The sequence below is a fragment of the Bacillus sp. GW823-FHT06A11 genome (assembly GCF_058795355.1).
Map to the genome: position 1 here is coordinate 795633 of NZ_JBXAHS010000002.1, position 15044 is coordinate 810676.

A 15044-nucleotide genomic window follows, 5' to 3' on the forward strand; every position below is an offset into this window, starting at 1 on the left:
AAAATCAGAAAATTTAATTAATTCTAGTCCGAGGGCAGACGAATATTGGGAGGAGGCAAATAATATGAGACAGGTGATTAATGCGTTAAAGAGAACAGATGCCGAAAAGAGAATACCGGTGCTACGTTTGGAGCTAGATTATGAATTAGCAACTTTATATGATGCGATGATGGAAGATGATAAACAGAAAAAAGAAGAGTGTGTACAAAAGTTAGAAGTGTTAAGACTTGAAATGATTCGTTTAGAAGCGTAATAATAGTATATGTATAAAAAATTAGTTGGTGCGAACCTTATAAAGGGTTCGTTTTTTCTGTGAACAGTAAAGATCGGAGTGTTTAAACATGCAAGAAGTATGGAAAGACATCGATGCACACGCCAAACGGTGGATTCGGGATGCAGGAGAGCATTTAATAGCATCCATGAAAAAAGCACTTATTATAGAAACAAAATCCAATGCAGCTGACTTAGTTACAAATATGGACCGAGAGATAGAACAGTTTTTAATTGGGAAAATTAAAGAAACATTCCCGAATCATAATATTTTAGGAGAAGAAGGTTATGGAGACGAGATAACGTCTTCTGACGGGGTTGTTTGGTTAATTGATCCAATTGACGGCACGATGAACTTTGTTCATCAAAAAAGAAATTTTGCAATTTCAATTGGGATTTATGAGAACGGTATCGGAAAGATTGGACTTATTTATGATCCAGTACATGATGAACTATATCATGCAGTCAAGGGATCTGGAGCTTTTTGTAATGATATATCAATTCCTCCATTGGAAAAAGGAACTGTAGAGCAAGGTATTGTAGCTTTAAATGCGATATGGCTTACAGATAATCCATTGCTTAATATGGAAAGTATGATGGCACTTGTTAAGAAAGCAAGGGGCACGAGATCGTATGGTTGTGCAGCGTTAGAGATGGTGTACGTTGCAACAGGAAGAATAGATGCATATGTAACGCCGAGATTATCACCATGGGATTTTGGCGGAGGACAGATAATTGTAGAAGAAGTTGGAGGGAAGGTAACGACATTCTCTGGAGCGTCACTTTCTATCATAGAGAAGAGCAGTGTGCTAGTTGCAAAACCAGGAGTGTATGAAGAAGTGTTATCTTTTATATCAGAGCCACAAAAAAAGTAAGAGGCTATGTATAAGCTTCTTACTTTTTAGCGTTATTGTGATTTGCGCATTTTTTTTTTTGTTACAAAACCGTATCCAACTGCAACAAATGTACCGATAATGCAAATAATAATACCGATTGGACTATTTTCAGCAATCATAATGCCGATACCGATTAAGAAAATAACACCGATAATTGCGGTTAATAAAAAGCGATATTGAATGTGTTCCATTTCTTCACCCTCCAATCTCATTTTACTTTCACAAAAGTAAGAATACAACTATATTTTCATTCTTGCTTTTATTTTAATTGCTATTGTATCCCCTTCGCTCTTATAATAGAGAAGGATTAAAAAGACATTAGGAGTTGGACATGTTGAAAAAACGACAAGATTTACGTAATATAGCAATTATTGCCCACGTTGACCATGGTAAAACAACACTTGTTGACCAGTTATTACGTCAAGCGGGGACATTCCGTGCGAATGAACATATTGAAGAACGCGCAATGGATTCAAATGATCTAGAAAGAGAACGCGGTATTACAATTTTAGCGAAGAATACAGCGATTCACTATGAAGATAAAAGAATTAACATTTTAGATACACCAGGTCACGCTGACTTCGGTGGAGAAGTAGAACGTATCATGAAAATGGTTGATGGTGTTCTACTTGTTGTTGATGCATATGAAGGTTGTATGCCACAAACACGATTTGTTTTAAAGAAAGCTCTTGAGCAAAACTTAACTCCAATCGTTGTTGTAAACAAAATTGACCGTGACTTCGCTCGTCCTGATGAAGTAGTTGATGAAGTAGTTGACTTATTCATCGAACTTGGTGCAAACGAAGATCAATTAGAGTTCCCAGTTGTATTTGCATCAGCAATGAACGGAACAGCAAGCTTGGATTCAAATCCGGCAAATCAAGAAGAGAATATGAAATCATTATTCGATACAATTATCGAACATATTCCAGCACCAGTTGATAACAGCGAAGAGCCACTTCAATTCCAAGTAGCACTTCTTGATTACAACGACTACGTTGGACGTATTGGAGTTGGACGCGTATTCCGCGGTACAATGAAGGTTGGACAACAAGTTGCTTTAATGAAAGTTGACGGAAGTGTAAAACAATTCCGCGTAACGAAATTATTCGGTTACATTGGATTAAAACGTCAAGAAATTGAAGAAGCAAAAGCTGGAGATTTAGTAGCTGTTTCAGGTATGGAAGACATCAACGTAGGTGAAACGGTATGTCCGGTTGAGCATGAAGAGGCTTTACCATTATTACGTATTGATGAGCCAACGCTACAAATGACATTCCTTGTAAATAACAGCCCATTTGCAGGTCGTGAAGGTAAATTTATTACATCTCGTAAAATTGAAGAGCGTCTTCGTTCACAATTAGAAACAGATGTAAGTTTACGTGTAGATAATACAGATTCTCCTGATGCATGGATCGTATCTGGACGCGGGGAATTGCATTTATCTATCTTAATTGAAAACATGCGTCGTGAAGGTTATGAACTACAAGTATCTAAGCCTGAAGTAATTATTAAAGATATCGATGGCGTAAGATGTGAACCTGTAGAGCGCGTACAAATCGATGTTCCTGAAGAATACACTGGTTCTATTATGGAATCAATGGGTGCACGTAAAGGTGAAATGTTAGATATGGTGAATAACGGAAACGGTCAAGTTCGCCTTACTTTCATGGTTCCGGCACGTGGTTTAATTGGTTACACAACAGAATTCCTAACATTAACTCGTGGTTACGGTATTTTAAACCATACATTCGATTGCTACCAACCAGTACATGCTGGACAAGTGGGTGGACGTCGCCAAGGTGTTCTAGTTTCACTTGAAACAGGAAAAGCATCACAATACGGCATTATGCAAGTTGAAGACCGTGGTGTAATCTTCGTTGAACCAGGTACAGAAGTATATGCTGGTATGATCGTAGGAGAACATACTCGTGAGAACGACTTAACAGTTAACGTTGTGAAAATGAAACAACAAACTAACATTCGTTCTGCAACGAAAGATCAAACTTCAACAATGAAAAAACCACGCTTAATGACTCTAGAAGAGTCATTAGAGTACTTAAACGATGACGAGTTCTGTGAAGTAACTCCAGAATCAATTCGTTTACGTAAAAAGATTCTTGATAAGAGCGAACGTGAAAGAGCTGCTAAGAAAAAGAAATCTGTAGAAGCATAAAAAATAAAACAGCTACCTTTAAGGTAGCTGTTTTATTTTTTATGTTTATTTTTTTAGAATATTTACTCTTTTTAGTGGACAGTATTTTTTTCGCAGGTTACTCTTGTATTAAGTACATAAAGAAATTTTGTTTTTTATGAGAAGGGGGGATAAATAGTGTTAGAAAGAATGTCTTTTTTTGCGAAATTATGTAAAGTTGATGAAAATCCAGAGTTAGGAATGTGGTTACTTTATGGGACGATTATTATATTAAGTGCTCTCGTCTATAATTTAGGATTTGCTAGAAAGTTGTCTGTACTAAAAAATATAGTAATATACATATCATTAGCAATTGGATGTACAGTATTAACCTTTTTTGCTGTATTTTTACCTGTTGGAGAAGGGCTTGTTGTAGCGGCAATTGTACTTGGAATTTATAGATTGCGTTTGCGTCAAGCGAAACAACAAAAAGCAGGGTGAGGGGGCGAAGTTTTATGCGTTCAGTACAAGATGCACTATATAATTGGTTAACAATTAAAACAGTTGCGGAAGCACGTCCGGATGATAGTGCTGCAAAAGAAACGTATTTGTTATTTCAAAATATGATATATGAAGAACATAAATTAAAAGATGTGGAAGTTAAAAAGAACGAGGAAATGTATTTAATTACATATGAAATGAATGGGGAAAGGAGATCTGCAAGGTTTCCGCTAGAAGCCATTGATTGTTTCTTGGATCAGATGAACCGCGAGCCAGAAAAATATAAATAAGTCCTTATCTATATGAGTAAGGACTTATTTACATTTTACCAATCGTCTTCGACTTTTTTATCACGATATAATCGGAAATTACCACTTGCATGACGTTCCATTGTACGCTCTGCAATTCGTTCCGAACATTCCATGCACATATATGTATGAATAGGGCGATTACGCAGTTTTTTTGCCGTAGGATTTTCATCATCTAACATATCTTTTTTATCACAAATCATACATTTGACTCTCATTTCGTCACCTCAATACGAATTCTATCAGTATAAGTATATCATGGAAGTATAATGTTTTTGAATAATAGTGGGAAAAAATAATATTTTCGCAATTCGAAAAATAAGTTATGATAAGGATATACCAAGTATGTTTGGAGGTGAAAATATGGCGAATGTAGTAGAGCCTACTTTAACAGAGGGTTTAGTACAAACGTTGCGTAAAGAGTGTATTGTGATGATAGCAACGACAGATTTCGAAAAACAAGTTCCTAACGTAAGTGCTATTTCTTGGGTGTATGCAGTGAGCAAAACTAGTATTCGATTTGCAGTAGATCAACGTTCACGTATTGTGGAAAATATAAGGCATAATACAGGTGTAGTATTGACTATAATGGCGAATGAATCCGTATTTTCCATAAGTGGTGCAGGTGAAATTTTGACAGATAGAATGGAAGGTATTTCTTTGAAATTAACTGTAATAGAAGTTAATGTGCAAGAAGTACGTGATGTTATGTTTTATGGAGCGAAACTTGCAATTGAACCAACATATGAAAAAACATACGATCTTCGGGCGGCCAAAAAGCTGGATAACGAAGTACTAGTAGGAATAAGAGAATTATAAATGTGCTAAATAAGAAATTCGTTTATTCACTTTTGTAATCGGTTATTGTGATTTAACGTTAATAATTATAATAAAAAGTAATATATTGAATAGAAATGAATAAAGAATAAATAAAAGGTTTAATGACTATGATTTTCGATTCTACCTCGTTTACACGGTACATATAATTATAACAATGGTTCGTCCATATTTTATGGATGAAACCCTTGTTCTACAAATTTAAAAGTGGAGTCAGGGGGTAACAGGTTGGATAAAATTTATGTGTTAGATACGAATGTACTTTTGCAGGATCCTTTATCTATTTTTTCATTTGAAACCAATGAAGTAGTGATTCCAGCAGTTGTATTAGAAGAGGTTGATTCGAAAAAACGTTATATGGATGAAGTAGGACGAAATGCTCGTTATGTATCTAAGTTAATAGATAAATTTCGTGAAATAGGAAAGCTGCATGAAAGTATCCCGCTAGAAAATGGCGGAACATTTCGTATTGAATTAAACCATCGTTCATTTGTGCAACTACAAGATATTTTTGTAGAAAAAACAAATGATAATCGAATTTTAGCTGTAGCAAAAAATCTATCTTTAGAAGAACAGGAAAAAGAGGACGGGAAGTCTGTTATTTTAGTAAGTAAAGATGTACTCGTAAGGGTAAAAGCTGATGCAATTGGTTTGAAGGCTGAAGATTATTTAAGTGATCGCGTAATTGAAGTAGAAAATATATATTCTGGCTTTTTAGAAGGATATATATCAAAAGAACAATTGGATTATTTTTATGAGAAAGGTGAATTGCCTCTATCTGAAATTGCGAATCATCCTTTTTACCCAAATCAATTTGTAGTAATGAAAGATGCATTAGGGGGCTCTAGTTCGGCGCTTGGCATTGTGGATCACTTAGGTAAGAAGGTAAAGAAACTTATTTTTCACAATGAACAAGTATGGGGGATACGACCACGAAACGTGCAGCAAATTATGGGATTAGAATTGTTGCTTCGTGAAGATATTCCGCTTGTAACATTAACGGGGAAAGCCGGCACAGGAAAAACGTTACTTGCGTTAGCTTCGGGACTTATGCAAACAGAAGATTTAGGGTTATATAAAAAATTACTCGTTGCAAGACCAATTGTCCCAGTCGGAAAAGATATCGGTTATTTACCAGGAGAAAAAGAAGAAAAGTTAAGACCATGGATGCAACCAATTTTTGATAACCTAGAGTATTTATTTAATACGAAAAAGCCAGGAGAGTTAGATGCTATTTTAGCTGGAATGGGTTCGATTGAAGTAGAAGCCCTTACTTATATACGGGGGAGAAGTATTCCAGATCAGTTCATTATCATTGACGAAGCACAAAATTTAACAAAGCATGAAGTGAAAACGATACTAACTAGGGTAGGGGAAAAGAGTAAGATTGTATTGATGGGAGATCCTCAGCAAATTGATCACCCATATTTAGATGAATATAATAATGGCCTAACGTATGTTGTAGAGAAGTTTAAAGAACAGCGCATTAGTGGTCATGTGAAGTTTGTTAAAGGGGAGCGATCTAATTTAGCTCAACTAGCAGCAGATTTATTGTAAAAAGGAGTGAGCTTAAGCTCACTCCTTTTCTTTAAATAATTGTAAATTTACGGATGTTCCGGATTGGATTTTGTCGATTAGATCCATCATTGAAATAGAGATGAACAGGTCCGTCTTCTTTTAATGGCTTTCCTTCTTTTGAAAAGCCTAGTATAGCATTTTTGACAGTTTCTAATGGAAGTGTCATTGTATGATCTACCGTTTCAATTTCAACTTGCGTAGCGTCCTCTAAAATTTCAGCGTTAGCAAGGAATGGATGGAATGGTATACCAAATGTTCCAGTAATTAGTTGTTCTTTTTTATATTTCTTTACACTTTGTTGTATCGGCGGGAAGGCAGCACCATCACGAATTTCACGATCCCAATGTTCTGAAGTGTTTTTTAAATAAGTTTCTAGTTCAGACGTGTTTTCTCTAGTTTCATCAAAGTAAGTTGTCAAATCTACTTTTCGATCATCAAAGATCCAAACAGTTGGATCAATAGTGATTGGAAAACGTACTTTTCCGTTAATAAATAAAATTTCGCTCATTGTTGTTCCCCCATTTGTGTTATACTCCCACTTTTCAGTATAATAGCATTAGACACTGTTGTCACAAAAAATGTTTCTATTGCAATTTATTAAAACTATCGCTAATATTAATAGATAGGATAGAGGAGAGTAGGACGGAAACGGAGGGAATCAATTTGGCGTCTGAGACAGTAGCAAATCATCAGGAAAAGGCACTAGCCCTTCTACAAGCGGATGCAGAGAAGATTTTAAGACTTATTAAGGTGCAAATGGACCATCTTACAATGCCGCAATGTCCATTATATGAAGAAGTGTTAGACACACAAATGTTTGGACTATCCCGCGAGGTCGATTTTGCAGTTCGCCTTGGTCTTATTGCAGAAGAACAAGGGAAAGCAATGTTAGGTGAGCTCGAACGTGAGTTATCTGCACTTCATGAAGCGTTTACAAACAAACAACAATAACGGGTTCAAATAAGGGGGCTCAAACTAAATTAGTTTGAGCTTTTTATTTGTATAATAAAGCAGGAAGAATCAATGTACATATGGAATACAACAATAATTAAATTGAAACAGAAAGAGGAAATGAAATGAAAAAAGTATGGAAATCAATGGATTATTCATTGTTACTTCCTCTTGTTATCTTATGTGTGCTGGGAGTTATAATGGTATATAGTTCGAGTTCCATTGTTGCGATTTCGAGGCATAACTGGCCAGCAAATTACTTTTTTAAAAAACAATTAATAACTTTAGCTATTGGAACGGTATTGTTAGCAATTGTGGCTTCATTACCTTATAAGTTTTGGAGGAAACGAATAATTTTATCGGCAATGGGGCTAGGAAGTATTGCTTTACTAGCAGCAGCCTTGATTTTTGGTAAGGAAATAAATGGTGCAAAAGGTTGGATATTAGGTATACAGCCGGCTGAATTTGTTAAATTATCAATTATTATTATATTAGCTCGCTTTTTTGCAAGAAGACAAGAGACAAATACACCTGTTTTTAAAGGATCGGGACTTACACTTGGTTTTGTTGGAATGGCAATGTTTTTAATTTTAAAGCAAAATGATTTAGGTACCGATTTGTTAATTGCAGGAACAGTCGGGATTATGTTTCTTTGTTCAGGGGTACGGATTAACTTATGGATTAAACGAATTGTTTTAACTTCTATAGTATGGATTCCGGCGCTATATTTTCTGGCTAATTATAAATTAAGTGGTTACCAAAAGGCACGTTTTTCAGTTTTCCTTGATCCATTCAATGATCCTCAGAATGATGGATTCCAATTGGTAAATTCTTTTATTGGAATTGCTTCAGGAGGGCTAAATGGTCGGGGATTAGGAAATAGTGTGCAAAAATATGGATATTTACCAGAACCGCAAACAGATTTTATTATGGCTATTATATCTGAAGAGTTAGGTTTTATTGGTGTAGCTATTATTTTAATTTGCTTGCTACTTATTATTATTCGTTCATTCAGGATTGCTCAAAAATGTAAAGATCCGTTTGGAAGTTTAATTGCAATCGGAATTGCAAGTTTAATGGGAGTGCAAACTTTTGTTAATGTTGGTGGTATGTCTGGATTAATACCGCTTACGGGAGTACCTTTACCGTTTATTAGTTATGGCGGGAGTTCCTTAATAGCTAATCTACTTGCGATGGGAATACTACTTAATATTGCTAGTCATGTAAAACGAGAAGAAAAACAACAGAATAGTGTAATAAAAGAAAGAGAACAAAATGGACCACATCTTGTAGTTGTAAAATAAAAAACACATCGTGCTTTAGAGCAGGATGTGTTTTTTATTTTCAAGTAGTTTTAAATATGATGTATTAATTTCTCTTTCAGTTAAAAGATATATCACATTTGTTTAAATGTGATATACAATTGAGTTGTTAGAAAAGGAAGAGGTATGCTATACTATTTTTGTGAAACAAATTGCACAGAAAACTTATCATTTGTTAAAAAATAAGGTATGATGGATAAAAATAAAGTGAAGCTTTCTAAGTATAATATAATGTGGAAAGTGAAGAACTTCACGCTTTTTAAGGTGTGTATATATTTTATCTCTAGAGTGGTAGGAAAGTAGAGGGGGAAAATCATGACAAAGCTGCAACGTATTCAAAAAGTATTGGTAGCTAACCGTGGAGAGATTGCAATTCGTGTGTTTCGAGCTTGTTCGGAACTTGGATTAAAAACAGTTGCAATCTATTCGAAAGAGGATAGTGGTTCTTATCATCGCTATAAAGCCGATGAGTCCTATTTAGTTGGGGAAGGAAAAAAACCAATTGATGCTTATCTAGATATTGAAGGCATTATTGAGATTGCAAAAAGTAATCATGTAGATGCAATCCACCCTGGATATGGTTTCTTGTCAGAAAATATTCAATTCGCGAAACGTTGCGAAGAAGAAGGAATTATCTTTATCGGTCCGAAAAGTAAGCATTTAGATATGTTTGGAGATAAAGTGAAAGCAAGAACACAAGCGCAGCTAGCACAAATTCCAGTTATACCTGGTAGTGATGGTCCAGTAGATTCATTAGAAGAAGTCGAAAAATTTGCTGAAAAGTATGATTACCCGATTATTATTAAAGCGTCCCTTGGTGGTGGCGGTCGTGGTATGCGTATTGTGCGTACTAGTGAGGAATTAGGAGAATCATATAATCGAGCAAAATCAGAAGCGAAAGCAGCCTTTGGTAATGATGAAGTTTACGTCGAAAAATTCGTTGAAAAACCTAAACATATAGAAGTACAAATTTTAGCAGATGAAGAAGGCAATGTTGTTCATTTATACGAGCGTGACTGTTCTGTACAACGTCGTCATCAAAAAGTTGTAGAAATAGCACCGAGTGTATCACTTTCAGATGATCTGCGTCAGCGTATTTGTGATGCTGCTGTGAAGTTAACGAAAAATGTAAACTATTTAAATGCAGGAACAGTAGAATTCCTTGTAAAAGATGATGAGTTTTACTTTATTGAAGTAAATCCACGTGTTCAAGTAGAACATACGATTACAGAGATGATCACAGGAGTCGATATCGTTCAATCGCAAATTTTAATAGCTGATGGACATGCATTACATAGTAAAATAGTAGGTGTTCCGAAGCAAGAGGAAGTGGTTGTACACGGATTTGCAATCCAATCTCGTGTAACAACTGAAGACCCACTAAATAATTTTATGCCGGATACTGGAAAAATTATGGCGTATCGATCAGGCGGTGGTTTTGGTGTGCGTCTTGATACAGGAAATAGCTTCCAAGGTGCAGTTATTACACCATACTACGATTCTTTACTTGTAAAAGTTACAACTTGGGCACTTACTTTTGAGCAAGCTGCTGCAAAAATGGAACGTAACTTAAAAGAATTCCGTATTCGTGGTATTAAAACAAATATTCCATTCCTAGAGAATGTAGTAAAACATAAAAACTTCTTATCAGGAGAATATGATACTTCGTTTATTGATGTGTCACCTGAACTATTCTTATTCCCGAAACGTAAAGACCGCGGAACGAAAATGTTAAATTATATTGGTTCAGTAACAGTAAATGGCTTCCCAGGAGTAGGGAAAAAAGAAAAGCCAATATTCCCAGATGCTCGTATTCCATGTTTAAAACATTCAGAGCCAATCCAAAATGGAACGAAACAAATTTTGGACGAGCGTGGAGCAGATGGATTAGTAAAATGGGTACAGGATCAAAACCGTGTACTTTTAACGGATACAACATTCCGTGATGCACATCAGTCATTACTTGCAACTCGTATTCGTACAAAAGATTTACATCAAATTGCAGAGCCAACAGCGAGAATGTTACCAAACCTATTCTCAGCTGAAATGTGGGGCGGTGCAACGTTTGATGTCGCGTATCGTTTCTTAAAAGAAGATCCATGGGAACGATTACTAGATCTTCGTGAAAAAATGCCGAACGTTTTATTTCAAATGTTACTACGTTCGTCAAACGCAGTTGGCTACAAAAACTATCCAGATAATTTAATTCAAAAATTTGTGGAGTGTTCTGCTCAAGCAGGCATTGATGTGTTCCGTATTTTTGATAGTTTAAACTGGATAGAAGGTATGAGAGTTGCAATTGATGCTGTACGAGATACTGGTAAAATTGCAGAAGCAACAATGTGCTACACAGGAGATATTCATGATCCATTACGTAGTAAATATGATTTGAATTATTATAAAAACTTAGCAAAAGAGTTGGAAGCATCGGGAGCTCACATTTTAGGTATTAAAGATATGGCTGGCTTACTAAAACCAAACGCAGCATATGATTTAGTTTCAGCATTAAAAGAGACGGTATCGATTCCGATTCACCTGCATACGCACGATACGAGTGGAAATGGTATATTAACGTATACGAAGGCAATTGAAGCAGGTGTTGATATTGTCGATGTAGCAGTGAGTTCTATGGCTGGTCAAACGTCACAACCGAGTGCGAACACATTATTCTATGCACTAGGTGGAAATGAAAGACAACCAGATGTTAATATCGATTCTTTAGAAAAGCTATCTCATTATTGGGAAGATGTACGCAAATACTATGCACCGTTTGAAAGTGGTATGAATGCACCTCACACAGAGGTATATATGCATGAAATGCCAGGTGGACAGTATAGTAATCTTCAGCAACAAGCGAAGGCGGTTGGTTTAGGAGATCGCTTTGATGAAGTGAAAGTAATGTACCGTCGTGTGAATGACATGTTTGGAGATATTGTAAAAGTAACACCATCATCAAAAGTTGTTGGCGATATGGCGTTATTTATGGTTCAAAACCACCTGACAGAACAAGATGTTTTAGAGCGTGGACATGCTTTGGACTTCCCTGGATCTGTTGTTGAAATGTTCTCTGGTGATTTAGGTCAACCGTACGGTGGTTTCCCGAAAGAATTGCAAAAGATTATTTTAAAAGGGAAAGAGCCGTTAACAGTAAGACCAGGTGAACTACTAGAGCCAGTAGATTTCGACGCGTTAAAAGAAGAATTATTCCATAAACTTGGACGCGAAGTAACAATTTTTGATGTAGTTGCATATGCATTATATCCAAAAGTATTTATGGACTATGAAAAAGTTGCTGAGCTTTATGGAAATGTATCTGTACTTGATACACCGACATTCTTCTATGGTATGAGACTAGGTGAAGAAATTGATGTGGAAATTGAACAAGGTAAGACATTGATGGTTAAACTTGTATCAATTGGAGAACCACAGCCGGATGGAAATCGTGTCCTTTACTTGGAATTTAATGGTCAACCACGTGAAATTGTCGTGAAAGACGAGAGTGTGAAAGCAACAGTTGCACAACGTGTGAAAGGAAACCGTGAAAATCCAAATCACATTAGTGCAACAATGCCAGGAACGGTAATTAAAGTAGTTGTAAAAGAAGGCGATGAAGTGAAAAAAGGCGATTCTATGGCAATTACAGAAGCGATGAAAATGGAAACGACAGTTCAAGCGCCGTTCAATGGTAAAGTGAAAAAAGTATATGTTAACGATGGTGATGCAATTCAAACGGGTGATTTACTTATTGAATTAGATCACTAAAATAAAAAAAAGAGCTGTGTAAATATACAGCTCTTTTCTTTATTGCAAAAAATCCCTTGCCGAATTGGCAAGGGATTTTAGTTTTAAATTATTTTGTTTGTTTAGAAGTTGATCCGGCTTCTTTTGCATTCACTTTACTTCTTGTTCCTAACATAACTAAATAGCATAGTACGGCAAACAAGCAAGAAATGAATAGAGAATGTAACAATGCCATTGCTAAACTAGCGTTTGTAAATACAACTAAAATCCCTACTACAGCTTGAAGTGTAACAAGGATAAATGAAATGATCCATCCCCAATATACTACAGGTTGCTGTTTGTAATGACGAATAGCGAGAATCATCGCGTAAAGTATCCAAGCGAAAATTAACATTGCTGCAACTCTATGGCCCATTTGAACCCATTCATGTAGTTGAGTTGGCATAGGTCTGTTTTTGCTACATAAAGGAAAGTCTGGACAGGCTAAGCTAGCTCGTTCGTGACGTACTAAAGCACCTGTGTAGACAACGATATAACTGTAAATTGTTACACCATAAATATGAAATTTCATTTTTTTGTCCATAATAAGAGAACGTGCATCAAATTTTTGGTCAATTTCAAAGATAAGACACGTTAATAAAATGACAGAAGCAAATGAAATTAAGGAAATACCGAAATGGATAGCAAGTACAGCTGGCATTTGTCCCCAAACAACTGCTGCTGCTCCCATTAATGCTTGTGCAACTAAAAATACGAAGGATAAAATTGCTAACGTTTTTGTTTCACGCACATGTTTATAATATTTCCAGGACAAAATACAAAGGAGAGTGACAAGAATTCCAGCTGATCCTGATGTTAATCGGTGGCTAAGTTCAATAATAGTTTCCATTGATAAATTAGATGGAACAAATTCACCGTTACAAAGTGGCCATGATTTACCACAACCTTGACCAGAACCTGTTTTTGTAACTAAAGCGCCTCCTAATAAAACTATTAATAAATCAAGGCTTGTAATGACTGCTAACCATTTAATAAAGCGTTGCAATCTCTTTCACCATCTTTCTGCTATGAAGTTATTGCGAAATATTTTCATTCCATTATGTATAGAATAAAACGCGCTAGTTCCTATGATATATAAAAAATAATAAAATAGCAAAGAAATGGAGGGGAAAGGAAAGGGGGAGAAAATAGGTGTAAAAACAGGGTTCCTAAGGAAAAATTTAGGTGAAAAATAGGCTATTTTGAAAAGAAATGGGGAGAATACGTGTTAAATAGGATAAAATAGTTTATTATAGAAGGTAACATCATGTTATGATAAGGACAAGTCAGAATGAAGTTTTTTATATTCGACACAAAAAGTTCATGTTTTCTTCACAAAATGTTCAGGAAATATGATTTAATATATTGGAGTATGGGCGTAGATTAGTAGTAGAATGGGTTAACAATGTTTCTACTGTAATAATATTGCTATATAGAAGCGAATTATTTCATTTGAAATAGGCGCAAAAAGAAAGATGAAAGTTTTAAGAGGGGGTTAGAGTGATGAACCATGCAACAAGTGAGCTGCATGATGAGTCCGCTGTTACAAGTGTACCGGAAACAACTCGGATACAAGATTTAAAAGCACTCGTTAAAATGGGGATTGTAAACTCAAATACACTTACTGTATTTACAGGATTTTGGTTGGCACTACACTTTAATGGATTAAGTGTAATGGACAATCTGGATAAGTTATTCTTTACAATCGTTGGTTCTGGATTAGTTATGGCAGGGGTATGTTGTTTAAACAACTACATTGATCGAGACATCGATCCATTAATGGAAAGAACAAAGACCCGTCCAACGGTTACTGGAAAGTATAAACCAGGATTTGCACTTACATTTGGACTAGTCATATTACTTCTTGGTTTTGTATTTTTATTATTAACAACACCAATGGCAGTCTTAATGGGATTTATTGGTGCTTTCACATATGTTGTTCTATATAGTTTATGGACAAAGAGAAAGTATACACTAAATACTGTTGTAGGTAGTATATCTGGTGCAGTTCCACCTTTAATTGGATGGGCAGCAATCGATCCATCTTTAGGTCATCCAATTGCTTGGATGTTATTTTTAATTATGTTTATTTGGCAAATCCCACATTTCCTTGCATTAGCGATGAAACGTGTTGATGAATATCGAAATGCAGGAATTCCAATGCTTCCTGTAGTTCATGGATTTGAAATTACGAAACGCCAAATTATGATTTGGACAGTATGTTTATTACCACTACCATTTTATATGAGTGGACTAGGGATAACATTTATGGTAATTGCAACACTGCTTAACATCGGATGGATCGCTTTAGGATTTTATGGATTCCGTAAGAAAGATGACATAAAATGGTCCGTGCAAATGTTTGTTTATTCCCTAAATTATTTAACAATCTTATTTGTATCAATGATTGTAGTTACATTCTTCTAAGACAACGACATAATTGGATTTCTTTACGTTGAGATTTACT

General features: G+C 35.6%; 15 protein-coding genes. 11 read left to right on the forward strand and 4 right to left on the reverse strand.

Features of this window, described 5'->3' with window-relative positions; all coding sequences use genetic code 11:
• Nucleotides 1–64 precede the first annotated feature (64 nt).
• Together AC1Q8L_RS12760 and AC1Q8L_RS12765 are read left to right on the forward strand one after the other, a co-directional pair.
• Nucleotides 65–253, forward strand: a complete 189-nt coding sequence (locus tag AC1Q8L_RS12760) for a YkzI domain-containing protein (protein WP_001250164.1) — start codon at nt 65–67, stop codon at nt 251–253.
• Between the two features lie 88 nt (nt 254–341).
• Complete coding sequence (locus AC1Q8L_RS12765) at nt 342–1145, forward strand: inositol monophosphatase family protein (RefSeq protein WP_001158700.1); 804 nt, start codon at nt 342–344, stop codon at nt 1143–1145.
• A gap of 32 nt (nt 1146–1177) precedes the next feature.
• Here AC1Q8L_RS12765 and AC1Q8L_RS12770 read toward each other — a convergent pair whose 3' ends face one another.
• Nucleotides 1178–1357, reverse strand: a complete 180-nt coding sequence (locus AC1Q8L_RS12770) for a DUF5325 family protein (RefSeq protein ID WP_142317963.1) — start codon at nt 1355–1357, stop codon at nt 1178–1180.
• 140 nt (nt 1358–1497) lie between these two features.
• On the opposite strand from AC1Q8L_RS12770, the gene typA reads away from it, so the two are divergent.
• From typA to AC1Q8L_RS12785, 3 genes are all read left to right on the forward strand, one after another.
• Nucleotides 1498–3342 carry a translational GTPase TypA gene (typA, locus tag AC1Q8L_RS12775; RefSeq protein WP_000914752.1) on the forward strand — a complete coding sequence of 615 codons (1845 nt, stop codon included), beginning with the start codon at nt 1498–1500 and terminating at the stop codon, nt 3340–3342.
• 156 nt (nt 3343–3498) lie between these two features.
• Nucleotides 3499–3801, forward strand: a complete 303-nt coding sequence (locus AC1Q8L_RS12780; protein WP_000893662.1) for a YlaH-like family protein — start codon at nt 3499–3501, stop codon at nt 3799–3801.
• 14 nt (nt 3802–3815) lie between these two features.
• Nucleotides 3816–4091 carry a hypothetical protein gene (locus AC1Q8L_RS12785; RefSeq protein WP_001258137.1) on the forward strand — a complete coding sequence of 92 codons (276 nt, stop codon included), beginning with the start codon at nt 3816–3818 and terminating at the stop codon, nt 4089–4091.
• A 35-nt stretch (nt 4092–4126) separates the two neighbouring features.
• Here the strand turns inward: AC1Q8L_RS12785 and AC1Q8L_RS12790 are convergent, their stop codons facing one another.
• Nucleotides 4127–4327, reverse strand: a complete 201-nt coding sequence (locus AC1Q8L_RS12790; RefSeq protein ID WP_002093346.1) for a YlaI family protein — start codon at nt 4325–4327, stop codon at nt 4127–4129.
• Nucleotides 4328–4472: 145 nt separating this feature from the next.
• Here AC1Q8L_RS12790 and AC1Q8L_RS12795 point away from each other — a divergent pair, with 145 nt between their 5' ends.
• Entirely contained in the window at nt 4473–4928 is a 456-nt protein-coding gene (locus AC1Q8L_RS12795; RefSeq protein ID WP_000024600.1) for a pyridoxamine 5'-phosphate oxidase family protein, read from the forward strand.
• 246 nt (nt 4929–5174) lie between these two features.
• Nucleotides 5175–6503, forward strand: a complete 1329-nt coding sequence (locus AC1Q8L_RS12800) for a PhoH family protein (protein WP_000358083.1) — start codon at nt 5175–5177, stop codon at nt 6501–6503.
• A 31-nt stretch (nt 6504–6534) separates the two neighbouring features.
• Here the strand turns inward: AC1Q8L_RS12800 and AC1Q8L_RS12805 are convergent, their stop codons facing one another.
• Complete coding sequence (locus AC1Q8L_RS12805; protein WP_001289810.1) at nt 6535–7032, reverse strand: molybdopterin-binding protein; 498 nt, start codon at nt 7030–7032, stop codon at nt 6535–6537.
• 155 nt (nt 7033–7187) lie between these two features.
• Between AC1Q8L_RS12805 and AC1Q8L_RS12810 the strand changes: the two genes are divergently transcribed.
• The 3 genes from AC1Q8L_RS12810 (at nt 7188) to pyc (ending at nt 12559) form a co-directional block, all read left to right on the forward strand.
• A complete protein-coding gene (locus AC1Q8L_RS12810) occupies nt 7188–7475 on the forward strand; it encodes an Fpa/YlaN family protein (RefSeq protein WP_000135694.1) in 288 nt (95 codons plus the stop codon).
• A 125-nt stretch (nt 7476–7600) separates the two neighbouring features.
• Entirely contained in the window at nt 7601–8779 is a 1179-nt protein-coding gene (locus AC1Q8L_RS12815) for an FtsW/RodA/SpoVE family cell cycle protein (RefSeq protein WP_000758407.1), read from the forward strand.
• A gap of 333 nt (nt 8780–9112) precedes the next feature.
• Nucleotides 9113–12559, forward strand: coding sequence for a pyruvate carboxylase (gene pyc, locus AC1Q8L_RS12820; protein ID WP_000164054.1), 3447 nt, complete (start codon nt 9113–9115; stop codon nt 12557–12559).
• A gap of 88 nt (nt 12560–12647) precedes the next feature.
• Here the strand turns inward: pyc and ctaA are convergent, their stop codons facing one another.
• The gene (ctaA, locus tag AC1Q8L_RS12825) at nt 12648–13583 is read right to left on the reverse strand and encodes a heme A synthase (RefSeq protein WP_001188740.1); all 936 of its coding nucleotides are present in this window, start codon (nt 13581–13583) and stop codon (nt 12648–12650) included.
• A gap of 497 nt (nt 13584–14080) precedes the next feature.
• Between ctaA and ctaB the strand changes: the two genes are divergently transcribed.
• The gene (gene ctaB, locus AC1Q8L_RS12830; RefSeq protein ID WP_001015053.1) at nt 14081–15004 is read left to right on the forward strand and encodes a protoheme IX farnesyltransferase; all 924 of its coding nucleotides are present in this window, start codon (nt 14081–14083) and stop codon (nt 15002–15004) included.
• Nucleotides 15005–15044: the final 40 nt, after the last annotated feature.

Bases quoted from the DNA above. Each gene is read 5' to 3' on its own strand.
- AC1Q8L_RS12760 (WP_001250164.1), top strand. From the start codon at position 65: ATGAGACAGGTGATTAATGCGTTAAAGAGAACAGATGCCGAAAAGAGA.
- AC1Q8L_RS12765 (WP_001158700.1), top strand. From the start codon at position 342: ATGCAAGAAGTATGGAAAGACATCGATGCACACGCCAAACGGTGGATT.
- AC1Q8L_RS12770 (WP_142317963.1), bottom strand. From the start codon at position 1,357: ATGGAACACATTCAATATCGCTTTTTATTAACCGCAATTATCGGTGTT.
- typA (WP_000914752.1), top strand. From the start codon at position 1,498: ATGTTGAAAAAACGACAAGATTTACGTAATATAGCAATTATTGCCCAC.
- AC1Q8L_RS12785 (WP_001258137.1), top strand. From the start codon at position 3,816: ATGCGTTCAGTACAAGATGCACTATATAATTGGTTAACAATTAAAACA.
- AC1Q8L_RS12790 (WP_002093346.1), bottom strand. From the start codon at position 4,327: ATGAGAGTCAAATGTATGATTTGTGATAAAAAAGATATGTTAGATGAT.
- AC1Q8L_RS12795 (WP_000024600.1), top strand. From the start codon at position 4,473: ATGGCGAATGTAGTAGAGCCTACTTTAACAGAGGGTTTAGTACAAACG.
- AC1Q8L_RS12805 (WP_001289810.1), bottom strand. From the start codon at position 7,032: ATGAGCGAAATTTTATTTATTAACGGAAAAGTACGTTTTCCAATCACT.
- AC1Q8L_RS12815 (WP_000758407.1), top strand. From the start codon at position 7,601: ATGAAAAAAGTATGGAAATCAATGGATTATTCATTGTTACTTCCTCTT.
- pyc (WP_000164054.1), top strand. From the start codon at position 9,113: ATGACAAAGCTGCAACGTATTCAAAAAGTATTGGTAGCTAACCGTGGA.
- ctaB (WP_001015053.1), top strand. From the start codon at position 14,081: ATGAACCATGCAACAAGTGAGCTGCATGATGAGTCCGCTGTTACAAGT.